At 70.3% G+C, this 14,942-nt stretch carries 22 protein-coding genes; 11 read left to right on the top strand and 11 right to left on the bottom strand.

Annotated elements, in window-relative coordinates; genetic code table 11:
* Positions 1 to 64 precede the first annotated feature (64 nt).
* Positions 65 to 331, top strand: coding sequence for a DUF4235 domain-containing protein (locus AC2IPW_RS18565; RefSeq protein ID WP_003937467.1), 267 nt, complete (start codon positions 65 to 67; stop codon positions 329 to 331).
* Positions 332 to 357: 26 nt separating this feature from the next.
* Here AC2IPW_RS18565 and AC2IPW_RS18560 read toward each other — a convergent pair whose 3' ends face one another.
* Positions 358 to 1,155, bottom strand: coding sequence for a SigB/SigF/SigG family RNA polymerase sigma factor (locus AC2IPW_RS18560; protein WP_003937468.1), 798 nt, complete (start codon positions 1,153 to 1,155; stop codon positions 358 to 360).
* Positions 1,152 to 1,583 (bottom strand): ATP-binding protein, encoded by a 432-nt coding sequence (locus AC2IPW_RS18555; RefSeq protein ID WP_003937469.1) that lies wholly within the window; start codon positions 1,581 to 1,583, stop codon positions 1,152 to 1,154. The genes AC2IPW_RS18560 and AC2IPW_RS18555 overlap by 4 nt, the downstream gene beginning before the upstream one ends.
* A gap of 280 nt (positions 1,584 to 1,863) precedes the next feature.
* On the opposite strand from AC2IPW_RS18555, the gene AC2IPW_RS18550 reads away from it, so the two are divergent.
* A complete protein-coding gene (locus AC2IPW_RS18550) occupies positions 1,864 to 2,283 on the top strand; it encodes an STAS domain-containing protein (RefSeq protein WP_486375349.1) in 420 nt (139 codons plus the stop codon).
* A gap of 48 nt (positions 2,284 to 2,331) precedes the next feature.
* Here the strand turns inward: AC2IPW_RS18550 and AC2IPW_RS18545 are convergent, their stop codons facing one another.
* From AC2IPW_RS18545 to AC2IPW_RS18535, 3 genes are all read right to left on the bottom strand, one after another.
* A complete protein-coding gene (locus AC2IPW_RS18545; protein WP_486375348.1) occupies positions 2,332 to 2,793 on the bottom strand; it encodes a DUF4383 domain-containing protein in 462 nt (153 codons plus the stop codon).
* Positions 2,794 to 2,889: 96 nt separating this feature from the next.
* Positions 2,890 to 3,252: a hypothetical protein gene (locus tag AC2IPW_RS18540; protein WP_486375347.1), complete on the bottom strand. Its 363-nt coding sequence runs from the start codon at positions 3,250 to 3,252 to the stop codon at positions 2,890 to 2,892.
* A gap of 20 nt (positions 3,253 to 3,272) precedes the next feature.
* Positions 3,273 to 3,506: a hypothetical protein gene (locus AC2IPW_RS18535; RefSeq protein ID WP_003937473.1), complete on the bottom strand. Its 234-nt coding sequence runs from the start codon at positions 3,504 to 3,506 to the stop codon at positions 3,273 to 3,275.
* A 255-nt stretch (positions 3,507 to 3,761) separates the two neighbouring features.
* Here AC2IPW_RS18535 and AC2IPW_RS18530 point away from each other — a divergent pair, with 255 nt between their 5' ends.
* From AC2IPW_RS18530 to AC2IPW_RS18520, 3 genes are all read left to right on the top strand, one after another.
* Positions 3,762 to 4,025, top strand: a complete 264-nt coding sequence (locus tag AC2IPW_RS18530; protein WP_486375346.1) for a DUF6480 family protein — start codon at positions 3,762 to 3,764, stop codon at positions 4,023 to 4,025.
* A 99-nt stretch (positions 4,026 to 4,124) separates the two neighbouring features.
* Positions 4,125 to 4,364, top strand: coding sequence for a microaggregate-binding protein 1 (gene mbp1 / locus AC2IPW_RS18525; protein ID WP_003937475.1), 240 nt, complete (start codon positions 4,125 to 4,127; stop codon positions 4,362 to 4,364).
* Positions 4,365 to 4,454: 90 nt separating this feature from the next.
* Positions 4,455 to 4,652 carry a hypothetical protein gene (locus tag AC2IPW_RS18520; RefSeq protein ID WP_416061561.1) on the top strand — a complete coding sequence of 66 codons (198 nt, stop codon included), beginning with the start codon at positions 4,455 to 4,457 and terminating at the stop codon, positions 4,650 to 4,652.
* On the opposite strand, the gene AC2IPW_RS18515 is transcribed toward AC2IPW_RS18520, so the two are convergent.
* The 3 genes from AC2IPW_RS18515 to AC2IPW_RS18505 all read right to left on the bottom strand — a co-directional run bounded on the left by AC2IPW_RS18515 (position 4,609) and on the right by AC2IPW_RS18505 (position 7,540).
* A complete protein-coding gene (locus AC2IPW_RS18515; protein WP_054371733.1) occupies positions 4,609 to 5,358 on the bottom strand; it encodes a PAS and ANTAR domain-containing protein in 750 nt (249 codons plus the stop codon). The two genes, AC2IPW_RS18520 and AC2IPW_RS18515, sit on opposite strands and share 44 nt — an antisense overlap.
* 59 nt (positions 5,359 to 5,417) lie before the next feature.
* Positions 5,418 to 5,990 (bottom strand): type 1 glutamine amidotransferase domain-containing protein, encoded by a 573-nt coding sequence (locus AC2IPW_RS18510; RefSeq protein WP_003937478.1) that lies wholly within the window; start codon positions 5,988 to 5,990, stop codon positions 5,418 to 5,420.
* 62 nt (positions 5,991 to 6,052) lie between these two features.
* A complete protein-coding gene (locus AC2IPW_RS18505) occupies positions 6,053 to 7,540 on the bottom strand; it encodes an FAD-dependent oxidoreductase (RefSeq protein WP_486375345.1) in 1,488 nt (495 codons plus the stop codon).
* A gap of 100 nt (positions 7,541 to 7,640) precedes the next feature.
* Here AC2IPW_RS18505 and AC2IPW_RS18500 point away from each other — a divergent pair, with 100 nt between their 5' ends.
* The 6 genes from AC2IPW_RS18500 (at position 7,641) to AC2IPW_RS18475 (ending at position 12,420) form a co-directional block, all read left to right on the top strand.
* Positions 7,641 to 8,648 (top strand): DNA topoisomerase IB, encoded by a 1,008-nt coding sequence (locus tag AC2IPW_RS18500; protein WP_486375344.1) that lies wholly within the window; start codon positions 7,641 to 7,643, stop codon positions 8,646 to 8,648.
* Positions 8,649 to 8,739: 91 nt separating this feature from the next.
* Entirely contained in the window at positions 8,740 to 9,198 is a 459-nt protein-coding gene (locus tag AC2IPW_RS18495) for a hypothetical protein (protein ID WP_486375343.1), read from the top strand.
* Positions 9,195 to 10,424, top strand: a complete 1,230-nt coding sequence (locus AC2IPW_RS18490) for an NRAMP family divalent metal transporter (protein ID WP_289382371.1) — start codon at positions 9,195 to 9,197, stop codon at positions 10,422 to 10,424. Before AC2IPW_RS18495 ends, AC2IPW_RS18490 begins: the two co-directional genes overlap by 4 nt.
* Entirely contained in the window at positions 10,421 to 10,825 is a 405-nt protein-coding gene (locus AC2IPW_RS18485) for a hypothetical protein (protein WP_237210751.1), read from the top strand. Before AC2IPW_RS18490 ends, AC2IPW_RS18485 begins: the two co-directional genes overlap by 4 nt.
* The gene (locus AC2IPW_RS18480; RefSeq protein WP_237210752.1) at positions 10,812 to 11,129 is read left to right on the top strand and encodes a PRC-barrel domain-containing protein; all 318 of its coding nucleotides are present in this window, start codon (positions 10,812 to 10,814) and stop codon (positions 11,127 to 11,129) included. Before AC2IPW_RS18485 ends, AC2IPW_RS18480 begins: the two co-directional genes overlap by 14 nt.
* A gap of 109 nt (positions 11,130 to 11,238) precedes the next feature.
* Positions 11,239 to 12,420 (top strand): zinc-dependent alcohol dehydrogenase, encoded by a 1,182-nt coding sequence (locus AC2IPW_RS18475; protein ID WP_450121006.1) that lies wholly within the window; start codon positions 11,239 to 11,241, stop codon positions 12,418 to 12,420.
* A 30-nt stretch (positions 12,421 to 12,450) separates the two neighbouring features.
* On the opposite strand, the gene surE is transcribed toward AC2IPW_RS18475, so the two are convergent.
* The 3 genes from surE to AC2IPW_RS18460 form a co-directional block, all read right to left on the bottom strand.
* Positions 12,451 to 13,242, bottom strand: coding sequence for a 5'/3'-nucleotidase SurE (surE, locus tag AC2IPW_RS18470; protein ID WP_054371739.1), 792 nt, complete (start codon positions 13,240 to 13,242; stop codon positions 12,451 to 12,453).
* Positions 13,243 to 13,246: 4 nt separating this feature from the next.
* Entirely contained in the window at positions 13,247 to 14,221 is a 975-nt protein-coding gene (locus AC2IPW_RS18465; RefSeq protein WP_416061554.1) for a PfkB family carbohydrate kinase, read from the bottom strand.
* Between the two features lie 73 nt (positions 14,222 to 14,294).
* Positions 14,295 to 14,885, bottom strand: a complete 591-nt coding sequence (locus tag AC2IPW_RS18460) for a DUF2231 domain-containing protein (RefSeq protein ID WP_416061553.1) — start codon at positions 14,883 to 14,885, stop codon at positions 14,295 to 14,297.
* Positions 14,886 to 14,942 lie beyond the last annotated feature (57 nt).

Raw genomic sequence — 14,942 nt, 5'->3', positions numbered from 1 at the left:
CCGGCAGGTGTGAGACCGCGACGGCCGGGTACTCCCGCCTCGTACCTCGAGACGTGGAGGAAATGTGAAGAAGGCGTTGTACCGGCCCGTGAGCCTCGTAGTCAGTTCTCTGGCGGGTGTGGCCGCCGGCATGGTGTTCCGGAAGGTGTGGGCGCTCGGTGCCGGCCAGGACGATCCGCCGGAGGCCATGGACAGCCGCTTCGGGTGGCGTGAGGTGCTGGTCTCCGCCGCCGTGCAGGGAGCGATCTTCGGTGCGGTGAGCGCGGCGGCGAACCGCGCGAGTGCGGTCGGCTTCCGCCGCGTCACCGGCACCTGGCCCGGGAAGCAGTGACCCGGGGACGAAGAGCGACCCTCGGTCTAGAAGCCCTCGCCCAGTTGTTCACGCAGCTGGGCGAGGGTTTTCGTCAGCAGTCGTGACACGTGCATCTGGGACACACCGACCCGTTCGGCGATCTGGGTCTGGGTCATGTTCCCGAAGAAACGCAGCAGCACGACCGTGCGCTCGCGTTCCGGCAGCGCGGCCAGCAGCGGACGCAGCGCTTCGTGGTTCTCCACGTGCGCGAGCGCGGCGTCGTAGTCGCCGAGAGTGTCCGCAAGGGTGACGCCGTCGTCCCCGGCCGGGGCAGGCCGGTCGACCGAGACCGCCTGGTATGCGTTGCCGGCGACGAGGCCTTCCGCGACCTCTTCGGGATCGAGTCCCAGTTCCGCTGCGAGTTCGGCCGCCGTGGGGGCACGGCCGAGGCGCTGCGAGAGTTCCCCGGTCGCCTTGCTCAGCGCCAGGTGCATCTCCTTCATCCGGCGCGGCACGCGTACCGCCCAACCGGCGTCGCGGAAGTGGCGGCGCACCTCGCCCATGATGGTCGGAACCGCGAAGGACACGAAGTCCGAGCCGCGCTCGGGATCGAACCGGTCCACGGCGTTGACCAGGCCGAGGCGGGCAACCTGCAGAAGATCGTCGAACGCCTCGCCGCGGCCGTCGAATCGGCGGGCGATGTGTTCCGCGAGCGGCAGGCACCGTTCGACCAGGCTGTCGCGCATGGTTCCGCGTGCAGGATCGTCCTCGCCGAGCGTCACCATCTTCTCGAAGAGAGGGATGACGTCGGCGTATTCGTCGGCGGCTCGGCCGCTGCGCCGTTGGGCGCCGGTCCCCGTCACAGAACAGCGCTGCTGTCGGTCAGGGAGACGTCGATGGTGGTGACGGATCCCTCGTCGGTCTCGTCCACCTTCACGTCGACGGAGTCGGCGAGCGCATTGAGTACATGCCACCCGAAGGTCCGCGAATCCGCGGTCAGTCCACCGTCGACCGTGAGAGCAGACGCGCTGATCCGCAGTGCAGGCGGCATCGCCTGGAACCGGCACGACAACGTCGCACCTTCCGGAGCCCGGGTGATGAGCCGGGTGCCCGCCTCGTCGATCGCGAGCTTGACGTCGGCCACTGCATCGAGGTCGAAGCCCTGCTGGATGGCGATAGCGGCGGCGACCGCGCGCAGTACGGGAAGCTGGCCTGGTTCCGCGCGCACCCGCAACTCCACTACGGGATGGGTGCGTTCGAGGGCCGAATCGATCGATGCCGTGTTCGCCATGTGTGTCGTTTCTCCGTTGCGGCAGGTTGAGGGCCCGGGCGAGCGGGTGTTCCTGGCGAGACTACCCGCGACGCGGGGTTCTCAATCATGCGGAAACGGTTTCCGTGCCAGTGGCATTGCAGCTGGTAGGCCGGTTCTTTGCAGTGCCGTGGCGACTGCCGTAGGGTGTGAGTGAGGTTGAGCACACAGCCTGGCTCGGAAGTGCCGCGTATTCGCGGTAGCCGGTGTCAGTGCGGTCCCGTCCCGTCGGCGCTTCCACTCTCCCGACGATGGGAAGCTCATGACTACCGTTACCCAGCGCAAAGTCACCTCGCTGTGGGTCACCCGATCGGATCAGCCGCCGCTCTGCCGTACCTCGTCCGGGGCGGATTTCTCCACCGAGAGAATCAGTTCCGCGCTCGTCCGGGTCGCTGTGGCGGGCGAACTCGACATGCGCAACGCTCCCGCATTGTGCAGTTACGCGGGAGCCCGGCTGCACACGTCGTCGCGTGTGGTGCTCGACCTGTCGGACGTCGACTTCTTCGGTTCGGCAGGACTGACCGTGTTCGAGGAACTCGACACCCTGGCCCGGCGCCGGAACTCCCGGTGGGCGCTCGTCGGTGGACGGGCGGTGGATCGGTTGCTGCGGGTGCTCGGCGAACCGGTCTACGCGCATGCCACGCTCGACAGCGCGATCCACGCCCTGCGAGTGCCGGCCTGATCCGCTCCGTTCTCGCGACGTGGCATCTGTCCGCCGATCACCGGCCGATCAGGCCGGCTTCGGGAGCTTCGGGGGACGGTTGCCGCGCGGATCGACCGCCAGGACGAGCAACAGCACGCCCAATGCCAGGTGCAACCAGTTGTCGGCCGCGTTGACCGGCACCACGTTGACGGCGCTGTCGTGGCCGACCACCATGCCGAACGCCGACAGTGCCAGGTACGCGGCGCCACCGGCGATCAGGTAGATCCGCGACGCGCGCACCTTGCGGGCGGCCAGGATTCCCACCCCGCCGTAGGCGAGGTGCAGGAGATTGTGGGCGATCGAGACCCGGAACAGGCCCAGCAGGTGCGCGTGCGATTCCTGTCCCGCGAGCGTCATCGAGTCGTACCCGCTGGTGAGGCCGGGCACGAAGCCGAGCGCCCCGATCAGGAGAAACACGATGCCGACCGCGAAGGCGTAACCCTGGATCCGGGTGCGCTGCACCCTGGGATACGGGCTGGATCGGATCATCGTTCCTCCATCGGGTGCGCGGGGCGCCACGCCCCAGGACGGAGGAATAGCCCGGGCGGGTCTTCCCGAAACACGCCCGCCCGGTGTCTCGTCGGCTCACCCCGCGACGAGAACGCCGGACGAAATCGTCCCGTACACCAGGGTCAGGATCATCAGCCCCCAGCCCGTGCCGTGCCAGATCGGCCATGTCCCGCCCGAGCGCCACACCCGGTAGGTCTGCACGAACGCACCGACCGCACCGAGCAGCAGGATCGCCGTGGGGCCGAGGGCCAGGACGAGCCGCGCCGGATCGGTGCACACGAGGAATTCCTCGTCGGCGCATCGATCATCGTTCGCGGCGGCCCAGATCACGACCGCCGCCATCAGCAGCAGGGCTGCGACGACGACGACGGCCGCATAGCGCACCGCCGAGCGCGCGGTGCGGGGATCCCGCCACCGCTTCTCCACATCTTGTGTCACAGTGTCTCCTCACGGTCTCCTCACGCTCGGTCGGTGAGCGCGACCTGTCCCGATTTCCGGGCGCAGTGGGCGCAGCAGAACATGGTGCCGTCGGCTTCCACTCCGTGGCCGAGAATGCGGCAACCGCAGTGTGCGCACTGCGGCGCCATCGCCTGTGCCGCACATTCGAAACTGTCGAATGTGCCCGAGACGTCGCCCCGGGTCACGGTGAAGGTCTTGTCGTAGTCGTTGCCGCACGTATCGCAGGTAGCCATCACGCTCCTCCTCTCGGATGTCCGGTCCTGTGGAACGGGTGCCCGGCGGCCGATCCCGTCAAACTGCTCGCCGGTCGCCGAGGCGCCGCGTCGGCTCGGTCATGGCCCGCGGATACCCTGCACGGCCCGCCGTAACCGGAGCCGGCGCAGCGGTTTGGCCGGAGGCGGGCCGGGAACCCACCTGAGGCGGACGGCACCATCCGGCCACGTCACCTCCGGTCGGCGGGGTCGGCCGCCGAGAGAAAGGAGTGGGTGATGAACGCCCCAGATCCGCGGAACATCCCCGATCCGCAGGCACATGCCAGTACCGATCCCGACCCTGCCCGGACGCCCGATCTCGAGCCCGGCGGTGGGGTGGCACCTGGTTCGACACCGCCGGACTCGGGTACCACCTCCGGACTGTCGGCACCCGAGCCGCGCACTCGGAACCACTTCCCGCCCACCGGTATCCTCGCGATCGGCGCGGTCGCGCTGATCGTGGTGCTCTTCCTGGTGGTGATCGTGGGAATCCTGATGTAGACGGCGCAGCTACAGGCGCCGCAGTCCCGAGTGGTTTGCCGGAGTTCGACGAGGGTATTCCTGGCTCGCAAGCGAGGAACGCCGACGAGGGAGAGTCGCATGGCAGAGAACACGAGCGGACCGAGCGAAGGCGTGAAGGGCGTCGTCGAAGACGTCAAGGGCAAAGCCAAGGAGGCGACCGGCGCCGTCGTCGGCAACGACGAGCTCACCCGGGAGGGGCGGGCCCAGCAGGACAAGGCGGACAGCCAGCGGGAGGCCGCGAAGAAGGAAGCCGAAGCGGAGAAGGCCCGCGCCGACGCCGAGGTCGACGAGGCCCGCCAGCGCTCGCATCAGCAGTGACGGGGTGAGCGGCCGCTGGGTCGCGCCCGTCGTTCGTCCACGACCCGGGGGCCGTTCGGCTCCCGGGTCTTCGTCTCCCGAGGAGAAGCGATGCGCATTGTGACGTTCGTGGTGCTGGTGTGGCTGGTGATCGGGGCGATCGCGGCCGGGCAGCGAGGGTACTTCACGGAAGCCGAGCAGAACTGCGCCGACTTCGCCACCGTCGCAGTGACGGTCGTCGCGGGACCGCTGAATTACGCCGGGGTCAATCCGAAGGTGGAGTGCGAACTTCCGCAGCCGAGTCCGTGACGGCGCCCGGGGGAGTCGACTTCGACGGGACGCGCTCGTGCACGGTCATGAGCAGATGGTCGAATTCGTTCCGGAACGCCGCCGGCACGTCGAGTCCGGTGGTGACGTCGTGGACCAGTTGCTCGGCGAGCGCACGGAGCTTGACATTCGTCTCCTGGGACCGCCAGGCGAGGATCTCGAAGGCGTGATCCTCCTGGATCCGGTAGACCGCCATGATCATGCCCTTGGCCTGTTCGATGACGGCACGGTCCTGCGTGAGCGCCGAGACCGCCTCGTCGACGCCTTCACGGACCTCGTCGTCGTAGGCGTGGGACAGGTCCACGTAGAACCCGGCCGTGCCGACGACCCGTCCTCGCTCGTCGAGGAGGCGGTCGCCGATCACCACCACCGGTCGGACCCTGCCGTGTGCGTCGACGATCCGGTGCCGGCCGCTGAACGGCTCACCGTTGCGCTGCATGGCGCTCACCATGGCGGCGACCTGGGCCCGGTCGTCGGGGTGCTTGTGCTTCAGCAGCAGGTCGGTGGTCGGCTGCACGGTTCCGGGGGCATAGCCGTGCATCCGTGCCACGCCGTCCGACCATTCCCACTTGTCCTCATCGATCAGATAGCGGAAACTCCCGACCCGCTGCGGCTTTCCGCTCGCGAACACCTGCTCGGAGGCGTCGTCGGTCCGGGTGTCGCCGGTGTGCGTGCTCGGTTCCGTCACGCAACGATTATGCCTCGGGAAGCGAGCACTCTCTCCGACGGCGCGTGATGTGACGCGAGCTAACCGGCGTGCTGCTCCGCGTTCGCGAACACGTCGACGAGGGTCGTGCAGAAGGCGGGCAGATCCTTCGGATTGCGGCTCGACACCAGGTTCCCGTCGACGACCACCTCCTCGTCGACCACGTTTCCGCCGGCGTTGCGGATGTCCGTGCGGACACTCGGGTAGGACGTCAGCGTCCGTCCCCGGACCACGTCGGCCTCGACCAGCGTCCAGGGCCCGTGACAGATCACCGCGACGGGCCGCCCCGACTCGACGAAGTCCCGCACGAACGCGACGGCGGCGGAGTCCTGGCGCAGGTGATCGGGATTGGTGGTGCCACCGGGCAGGATCAGGGCGTCGAAGTCCGACACCGACACTTCCGATACCGCCTGGTCGACCCGGTATCTTCCGGCTGCGTTCACGTCGGACTTCATGGCTTGGATCTCACCGGGTTCGAGCGACAGCAGGCGCACCGTGCCACCCGCCTCCTCGACCGCGCGCCGCGGCTCCACCAACTCGACTTCCTCGACACCGTTCGTCGCGAGGACGGCCACGGTGCGTCCCGCCAGCCGGCCGTTTCCTGGGTCACTCATCACAAGTCGTCCTTTCGTCGTGTTCCGCCGGTCGCGTACCCGAGGCCGGCGACGGGGAAACGTCACTCCCGCGGCAGATCCCGGGTGGCGGGACCCTCGAGCAGGCGCCCGTCCGCGGCGAAGCGGGAACCGTGCAGCGGGCAGTCCCAGGAGGCCTCCGCATCGTTCCACCGCAGCACCCCGCCCAGGTGCGGGCACACCGCGGACACCCGGTGCGTGGTGCCGTCCACGGTGCACACCCCGACCGGACGGAGCTTCTCCCGGCGTACCTCGCCGCCGCCGGCGGGCGGCGGCGCGCCGTCCCCGGAGAACTCGGCGCGCATCCATCCGCGCGTCATCTCCACCGCCACGGCGGCATTGAGGCGGGTCGCGGCCGGAAGATCGAAAACCTGTGTGGGACTCCAGGCTTGGAACGCCGACCCCCACTCCGGAGTCGCCTCGCCGAGGATGCGGTCCGACAGCAACCGGGCCGCGGCCACCGCGTTCGTCATTCCCCACTTGCCGTAGCCGGTGCCCACGAGCAACCGGTCGTTGCCGGGCAGCAGCGGACCCACGTACGGCAGGTGGTCGAGTGTCGAATAATCCTGCGCCGACCAACGTGCCACGGTTTTCGCGCCGGGGAAGTGGCGGCCCGTCCACGCGACGAGATCGTCCGCGGCCCCGCGATGGTCGTGTGCCCGCCCGACGGTGTGCCCGTTGCCGCCCACGAGGAAGTACTGCCCTCCGTACGCCGTGCGCAGCGACCGCGTCGGCGAATCCACGGACAGGTACATGCCGCTCGGGACGTCGCCCGGCACTTCGAACGCGGCCGCATACGACCGCTGGGGCTCGAGCCGGGCGAAGAACCCGCCGCGATCGAGGATCGGTGTCCCCGTCGCGAGCACGATGTGCCCGGCCTGCACGTCGCCACGATCGGTGACGGCCACGCAGCCGTTCCGGTCCGAGCGGACCTTCCGGACCCGGCAACCGGTGAACAGCGCGCCACCGCGCTCCCGGAGTTCCCGGACCAGCTCGTGCAGCAACGGCATCGGATCGATCTGCGACTGGTCGGCCAGCGTCACCGCGGCGGCCACGGGGTACGGCAGTTCCGTCTCGGTGGTCATGCGGGCATCGAGCCCGGCGGCGCGGCAGGCCTCGTACTCGGCGCGCACCGTGGCGGCGCTCTCCTCGCCGGCGCTGTAGGTGTAGGCCGCCGCGGATTCGATCGGCAGGTCCCGTTCGCGGCACAGCTGCACCACCCACCGTTGGGCCTCGAGGTTGCCGGCCACGTAGTTGCGCAGGACGTCGCGCGAATGGCCCCGGGCGATACTCGAGAGCGTGCTGCCCTGCAGCAGGCTGACCTTGCCGGTGGTGTTGCCGGTGGTGACGGCGCCGACCGTGCGGGCCTCGAGGACGGCCACGCGGTGTCCGGCGCGCGCGAGCAGGAGAGCTGTCACCACTCCGGTGAGGCCGGCGCCGACCACGAGGGTGTCGAAGCGGGCCGGACCCTCGGGCCACGGAGTGTCGTCGAGGTGGGCGGTATCGGTGCGGGAGAGCCACAGGGAGGTCACCTGTGGGGTATGCCCGGTGCCGCGTGCGGGAAACCTCCGGTTGCCCGGGTGCCCGCCGGGGTATCCGCGGGGCAGGGAGCCGGCGGGAGGAGTGAGGGGGATGCGATTGCGGCGGAGCAGTACTTCCGGCCCCGGGATCCGGCGGGTGCGCCGCGGCCGCGGCTTCACCTATCACGACGCCGACGGCAATCGCGTGACCGACGAGGCCGTGCTCGCCCGTATCGACGAGCTCGTCATCCCTCCGGCGTGGCGCAAGGTGTGGATCTGCCCCCGCCCCGACGGGCACATCCAGGCCGTGGGCATCGATGCCGCCGGCCGGCGGCAGTACCTGTACCACCAGCGGTGGCGCGAGGAGCGCGACGAGGAGAAGCACGACCGGGTACTGGCCATGGCGGCCCGGCTTCCGTCCTGGCGGGCCCAGGTGCAGGCCGACCTGACCGGGCGGGGGGTGGGGCGGCGCCGGGTCGAGGCCGTGGCCCTGCGGTTGCTGGACCGGGCCGTGTTCCGGGTGGGCGGGGAGGAGTACGCGGCCGAGAACGGTACCTATGGGGTTGCGACGTTGCTGCGCAGCCACGTGCGGCTGCATGACACCACCCTGACGTTCGACTATCCGGCCAAGGGCGGCATCCGGAGGGTCGTCACGGTCGAGGACGCCGACCTGGCGACGGCTGTCCGGGCACTGCGCCGGGTCCGCAGCGAATCGGACCGGTTGCTGGTCTACCGCGACGGTGATGCGATCCGCGAGCTGCACGCGGACGACGTCAACGCCCGGTTCAAGGAACTCGCCGGGGAGGACTGCAGTGCGAAGGATCTGCGCACGTGGGGGGCGACGGTGCTTGCCGCCGCGGCCTTCGCCGAGCACGACGTGCCCGGCAGTGGGCGCGGCCGGACGCGGGTCGAGGCGGCCGTGATGCGTGCGGTCTCGGAGGAGCTCGGCAACACCCCCGCGGTGGCACGAGCCTCGTACGTCGACCCCCGCGTGATGCGGGCCTGGGCGGACGGCCGCACGATCCGCGCTGCGCTGCGGCGAGCCGGCAGGTGTGGCGATCCGGACGAATCCCGGGCCGTCGTCGAACGCGCCGTGATCCGGCTGCTGCGCCGGTCCTGAGTCCGCCTGCGAGTTTCGACCGCGGCGCCACGCGGTATCCGGCAGGTGCCCGCTCGTGGACCCGCGGGCATCGGACTGCGAGGTGGATCCGGTGGAGGCAGGGCACGGGAGCGTGGGACGGACGGTCGCGGCATGGCTCGTCGCATCCGCCGCGGTGCTGGGCAGCTGTGCGGGGCTGCCGGGTGGCACGGAGGGCGACCTCTCGCGTGCCGCCGCGCAGTCCGCCTCGGCCACCGCCTCCGCGGAACTGGCGATGGAACTGGTGGCCGGGCACCGCACCACCCGCGCCCACGCCGTGACCGTGCTGTCGGACGCACTCGACGAGGTGCTCGCCGCCTACTCGGCCGTGGCTGCGGTCGAGGTCGCCACCGGGCAGGAGGCGGCGCACCGCGCCGCGCTCCTCGACCGGATCGACGCCGCCGCGACCGTCCTCGGTGAGGCCCGCGCTCGAACGGACGCCGTCGCCACAGCCCCGTCCGCGGCGGACGTGACGGGCCGGCTGGCCGATCTCACCGGCTACCTGTCCGCGTTCGCGGAGGGGAGCCGATGAAGAAGCTCCTCGGTGTCGCCCTCGGAATCCTCACGGCCATCGGCGGGTTCCTCGACATCGGCGACATGGTCACCAATGCCGTGGTGGGCTCACGGTTCGGGCTCGGTCTGGCCTGGGTCGTCGTCCTCGGGGTCGGCGGCATCTGCCTGTACGCGAACATGGCCGGGCGCGTCGCCGCGGTGAGCGGTCGCGCGACCTTCGAGATCATCCGGGAACGGCTCGGTCCGCGCGCGGCGCTGGCCAATCTCGGTGCGTCGTTCCTGATCAACCTGCTGACCCTGACCGCCGAGGTCGGCGGCGTAGCCCTCGCTCTGCAGCTGGCCGCCGGGACGGGACCGTTGATGTGGATGCCCGTGGCGGCGTTCGCGGTATGGCTCGTGATCTGGCGGGTGCGGTTCTCGGTGATGGAGAACGTCACGGGCCTGCTGGGCCTGTGTCTGATCGTGTTCGCCGTCGCGCTGTTCCTGACGGGCCCGGACTGGGGGGAACTCACCGGTCAGGCATTCGCGCCGGCGGTCCCCGAGTCCGAGTCGACGGCCGTGTACTGGTTCTACGCCGTCGCTCTCTTCGGCGCCGCGATGACCCCGTACGAGGTGTTCTTCTTCTCCTCCGGCGCGGTGGAGGAGCGGTGGACGGTCGCCGATCTCGCCCGCTCCCGGATCAACGTGGCGGTGGGGTTCCCGCTCGGTGGGATCCTGTCGGTCGCGATCGCGGGATGCGCCGCGGTGGTTCTTCTGCCCCGCGGCATCGAGGTGACGTCGCTGTCGGAGGTCGTGATGCCGGTCGTGGTGGCCGGCGGCACGCTCGCGCTGGCGTTCGTCCTCGTCGGGATCGTCGCGGCGACCTTCGGGGCGGCGCTCGAGACCACCTTGTCGAGCGGGTACACGCTCGCGCAGTTCTTCGGCTGGTCGTGGGGCAAGTTCCGGCGCCCGGCGGAGGCGGCGCGCTTCCACGTGTCGATGATGATCGCCCTGGTCGTCGGTCTCGCGGTACTGGCGACCGGGGTGGACCCGGTTCTGGTCACCGAGGTGTCGGTGGTGTTCTCGGCGGTCGCCCTGCCGTTGACCTACCTGCCGATCCTCCTGGTCGCGAACGACCGCGAATACATGGGAGAACACGTCAACGGACCGGTCGTCAACGCACTCGCCCTCGCCTACCTTCCGGTGATCGTCGTCGCGTCGATCGCAGCGGTGCCGTTGCTGGTGATGACGGGAGCGGGAGCATGAGCGAACCCGGAACGCTGCCCGAGGCGCCGCTGCGCGGCCGGCTCGTCGACGCCCGGTTGCATCTGCTCGACCGGCTGGTCGTGGACGTCGACGGCCGGCCGGTGACCACCGTCGACGATGTCGAGCTGGCCGGGGTCGAGGCCGGGACGGACATCGACCCCGCCGCGCCGCCGCCGACGGTGCATGCAATTCTGAGCGGAAACGCGCTTCCTACAAGGATATTCGGTGGTCGTCCGCCGGATTCGCGACTCGACACGATCGACTGGTCGGACGTCGCCCACCTGGGCACCACGGTGGAGTTGCGAGTGTCCGGCGATCGACTGGACCACCTGTGGGTCGAGCGGTGGGTCCGGGACCGCATCGTCGCGCGCCTCCCCGGAGGTCGTCGTGCGCCTCAGTGAACTCGTCGGGGCGCGGGTCCACGATGCGGACGGCCGTCGCGTGGGTTTCGCCGTCGACGTGCGGTTCGTGGAGTCGCCGCAGAACCGGCTGCGGCTCGAGGGGGTGCTCGTCAGCCCGTGTTCGAGTGGCTCGTTCCTCGGCTACGAACGCACCGAGGAGGTCCGGCCCGCGCTGATCGCCCGGTATCTGCGGTGGCGACACCGTGGTGCGTTCCTCGTGCTGTGGCGCGACGTGCGCCGGGTCGGCGACGGCCGGGTCGAGCTGCGACCGGGGTATTCGCGCTGGTCGCCGATGCTGCGGTAGCGCAGGGAGGTTTGCATCCCGTCCTGGCGGGTAGGCGGTTCGAGCCGGCGTTGTGCCGCGTAGCCCACGACTGGAAGAGCCCGGCACGACCGGGGCGAGAGGAGCGGCGATGAAGGCAGTGACATGGCAGGGCAAGCGGAAGGTGAGCGTCGACACGGTCCCCGACCCGAAGATCGAACAGCCCACCGACGCGATCATCCGGGTGACGACCACCAACATCTGCGGTTCGGATCTGCACCTGTACGAGGTGCTCGGGCCGTTCATGTCGCCGGGGGACATCCTCGGGCACGAACCCATGGGCATCGTCGAGGAGGTCGGTGCGGAGGTCACGAAAATCAAACCCGGTGACCGCGTGGTCATCCCGTTCCAGATCTCGTGCGGCAGCTGCTTCATGTGCGGGGACGGCCTGTTCTCCCAGTGCGAGACCACGCAGGTGCGGGACCAGGGCTCCGGGGCAGCGCTGTTCGGGTACTCGAAGCTGTACGGGAGTGTTCCTGGCGGCCAGGCGCAGTATCTGCGTGTGCCGCATGCGGATTCGACCCACATCTCGGTTCCGGAGGGGCCGTCGGACTCGCGGTTCGTCTACCTGTCCGACGTGCTGCCCACCGCGTGGCAGGCCGTGGAGTACGCACACGTTCCCGACGGTGGTTCGGTGACGGTACTCGGCCTCGGACCCATCGGTGAGATGGCCGGGCGGATCGCCGTGCACCGCGGCTACCGGGTGATCGGTGTCGACATGGTGCCCGAGCGGCTCGCGCGGGCCGCCACGCGCGGCATCGAGACCATCGACCTGAAGGAGGCCGGGAATTCGCTGGGCGAGATGATCCGGGACCGCACCGACGGCCGTGGCACCGATTCGGTGATCGACGCGGTCGGCATGGAGGCTCACGGGTCACCGGTCGCGTCGGCGATGCACACCGCGACGAGCCTGCTGCCCTCCGCGCTGGCCGCGCCGCTGATGACCCACGTCGGTGTCGATCGCCTGCACGCCCTCTACACCGCGATCGACGTGGTACGGCGCGGCGGCACGATCTCGCTCAGCGGCGTATACGGTGGCATGACCGATCCGATGCCGATGATGACCCTGTTCGACAAGCAGATCCGGCTGCGGATGGGCCAGGCGAACGTCAACAACTGGGTGCCGCAGATCATGCCGCTGCTCACCGACGACGATCCGCTCGGTGTGGACACCTTCGCCACGCACCGGCTGCCGCTGTCGGACGCCCCGCACGCCTACGAGATCTTCCAGCGCAAGCAGGAGGGGGCGATCAAGATCCAGCTCGAGCCCTGACCGGTGCGCCGGTGTTCGGTGCCGCCGGCGTCACCCCAGGTCGGCTGCGGTGCGCGGCAGATCCTCGGTGGCGACGTCGGCGGCCTCGAAAGGCGACCGCAGCACCGTCGCCGTCGCCCAGCCCTGGGCGAGCAGGCCCGCATCCGTGTCCTCGGACTCCTCGGCCCGGATGTCGCTGAACGTCACCGTCACGAACCGGCGGTCGTCGTCGTCCGGGGTCTGGCCCGACTCGCCGATGTCGGCCTGCACGGCACCGAACGCAGCGAGCGGTGCCGTGCGCAGCCCGCGCAGCTCGTGCAGCGGGATGTCGGGCACGTTGACGTTGAGCACAGTGCCCGGCACGCCCTGACCCAGCACCCATTGCAGGGCATGCCGGGCGACGGCCTCGGCGCCGTCCCAGTGCTCGTGGACCGATCCCGCCAGGGACACGGCCAGGGCCAGACTGCCGTGGTTGGCGCCGGTCAGCGCCGCGCCGACCGTTCCGGAGTGCAGGATCGCATGACCGGTGTTGGGGCCGTGATTGATCCCGGAGAGCACGATGTCGGGTGGGGGACCGAAGGCGCCGTACATCGAGACGAAGGCGATCAGTGCCGGCGACGCCTCCACGGCGAGCACCGTCGTGTCCGGCAGGTCCGGGAACGTGCGCGGCGAGACGACGAGCCGGCCGTCCTCCTCGAGGGCGCTGAGCGAGGCGCTGGCGCCGCTGCGCTCGGCGTGGGGCGCGGCCACCACCACGTCGAGACCGGCCTCGACCGCCACCCGGCTGAGCACCGAAATGCCGTGGCTGTCCACCCCGTCGTCGTTGACGATCAGCGCTCTCACAGGACTACCTCCCCTTCTTGCCCTTCGCGAACGGCCGGACCTCGACGCTCTCGGCGACCTTGTCGACGAGTTCTCGCTGTCCGGTGGCCAGCCCGTGCCGGGTGACGTTGACGGCGCCGGCGGCCGCCCCGAGCCGCAGCGCCTCTGCGAGGGGCCGCCCGGCAGCCAGCGCAGCCCCGATCCCGGCGGTCATGGAGTCGCCGGCGCCGCGGTGGTCGGCAATGTTCAGCGGCGGCGAGACGATCTCCATCAGTTCGTCGTCGACGAGCGCGAGTGCCGGGTCGCCGGCGCGGGAGAGCACCACGTTCCGGGCACCCTGGGCGACGAGTTCCTTCATGGCGGCGATCAGGTCGTCGACGTCGTCGGACTTCGCCCGCCCGTCCTCGATGAGATCCTCGTGGCTGACCTTGAGTACGGCGAGGCCGCCCTCGAGCGCCGCGGTCATCGTCGGGCCGGACAGATCGGCGACGACGGGGACGTTCATCGCGGTCAGGTCGGCGGCCAGCCGGGTGTAGACGTCGTGCGGTATCGCCTGGTCGCAGTGCGGGCCGCCGAGCAGCGCCACGTCCGCGTCGAGACCCTCGGACAAGGCCGCACCGAACAGGTCGTCGGCCTCGTGCCGGTTGAGTGTGGGCGGCGGGACCTCGACGATCTCCTCGCGCTCGCCGCCGCGGCGGTCGTGCACGTACGAGCCGTTCTGCCCCGCGGTGAACACCGGTCGCACCGACACGCCCTCGCGTGCGATGAGATCGCTGACGACGGGACCGGTCTCGCCGCCGAAGGTGCCGCACAGCCGCACGTTCAGGCCGAGAGTGACCGCCATGCGGGCGATCCAGAAGCCCTGGCCGCCGGCATGGACGTGCAGTTCGGGGACGTCGGACGGCGACGACTCGACGGTGACGGTGAGCAGGGGGGTGGGAGCGAAAACGAAGGCAGAGGGGGCATTGTCGTCGTTGCCGTCGCGGGACGGGGCAGTCATGTAGATCCTTCGGGGAGAGATGGGTGCGCCGCCCGGGGTGACGGGCGTGCGGTTCGTACGCGGTGTCGGCCTGTCAGGCCGTTCCGTCGGGCGAACCGGCGAGGACGGGATCGTAGGCGGGAGCGTTCGGCACCTCGGCCGGATGCACGTTGGCGCCGAGCGAATACGCGAGGTGACCGCCCAGCAGGCCGCCCAGCCCGATCAGTGCCGCGCCGGCGGCGCTGAGCGTCACCGCGCCGGCGGTGGGCCCCCGCCGCCGGCGGCGGTAGGACAGGGCCATGAGGGCCGCTCCGGTTCCGTTGACGACCGCGTGGATCAGCCCGACCCGGCGCTGCACGGTGTCGGTGTGCGCCCAGTCGACCCAGCCGGCCAGGACCGTCGGTGGAGTCGCCAGCAGTCCGAGCCCGATCAGCCGCCGCGCGGCCTCGGGTTGCCGCAGGGCGTCGAAGGCGACGGCCGCGGTCCATGCCCCGATGGGCACGGTCACGAGTGCCGGATGCAGCGGGTGACCGACCGGCGTGCCGTGGAGCACCGCGCCGACCGGAGTGTCCGCGATCCGCTCGAGCTGCCTACCCAACAGTTCGGCCGGGCCGTCCAGCCACGTCGCCGATTCCGTCCCGGAATAGAGGATGTCCATCTGCGAGCCCGTCATGCCCACGGGCATACCCGTCCCCGGGCGGGTGAAACCTGCCACGAGGGGTGTACGACGCAGCTCGGGGGG

It is taken from the genome of Rhodococcus sp. NS-SX18 (assembly GCF_057367935.1).
Note: the sequence above shows the minus strand (reverse complement) of the source record. Positions and strands in the feature narration are given on the sequence as shown.

What these genes read in the sequence shown, in the direction of transcription:
- AC2IPW_RS18535 (WP_003937473.1), bottom strand. Translation starts at nt 3,506, where the DNA reads ATGGCTACCTGCGATACGTGCGGCAACGACTACGACAAGACCTTCACC.
- mbp1 (WP_003937475.1), top strand. Translation starts at nt 4,125, where the DNA reads ATGGCAGAGAACACGAGCGGACCGAGCGAAGGCGTGAAGGGCGTCGTC.
- AC2IPW_RS18550 (WP_486375349.1), top strand. Translation starts at nt 1,864, where the DNA reads ATGACTACCGTTACCCAGCGCAAAGTCACCTCGCTGTGGGTCACCCGA.
- AC2IPW_RS18555 (WP_003937469.1), bottom strand. Translation starts at nt 1,583, where the DNA reads ATGGCGAACACGGCATCGATCGATTCGGCCCTCGAACGCACCCATCCC.
- AC2IPW_RS18510 (WP_003937478.1), bottom strand. Translation starts at nt 5,990, where the DNA reads ATGAGTGACCCAGGAAACGGCCGGCTGGCGGGACGCACCGTGGCCGTC.
- AC2IPW_RS18545 (WP_486375348.1), bottom strand. Translation starts at nt 2,793, where the DNA reads ATGATCCGATCCAGCCCGTATCCCAGGGTGCAGCGCACCCGGATCCAG.
- AC2IPW_RS18490 (WP_289382371.1), top strand. Translation starts at nt 9,195, where the DNA reads ATGAAGAAGCTCCTCGGTGTCGCCCTCGGAATCCTCACGGCCATCGGC.
- AC2IPW_RS18485 (WP_237210751.1), top strand. Translation starts at nt 10,421, where the DNA reads ATGAGCGAACCCGGAACGCTGCCCGAGGCGCCGCTGCGCGGCCGGCTC.
- AC2IPW_RS18475 (WP_450121006.1), top strand. Translation starts at nt 11,239, where the DNA reads ATGAAGGCAGTGACATGGCAGGGCAAGCGGAAGGTGAGCGTCGACACG.
- AC2IPW_RS18465 (WP_416061554.1), bottom strand. Translation starts at nt 14,221, where the DNA reads ATGACTGCCCCGTCCCGCGACGGCAACGACGACAATGCCCCCTCTGCC.
- AC2IPW_RS18460 (WP_416061553.1), bottom strand. Translation starts at nt 14,885, where the DNA reads ATGCCCGTGGGCATGACGGGCTCGCAGATGGACATCCTCTATTCCGGG.
- AC2IPW_RS18530 (WP_486375346.1), top strand. Translation starts at nt 3,762, where the DNA reads ATGAACGCCCCAGATCCGCGGAACATCCCCGATCCGCAGGCACATGCC.
- AC2IPW_RS18520 (WP_416061561.1), top strand. Translation starts at nt 4,455, where the DNA reads ATGCGCATTGTGACGTTCGTGGTGCTGGTGTGGCTGGTGATCGGGGCG.
- AC2IPW_RS18500 (WP_486375344.1), top strand. Translation starts at nt 7,641, where the DNA reads ATGCGATTGCGGCGGAGCAGTACTTCCGGCCCCGGGATCCGGCGGGTG.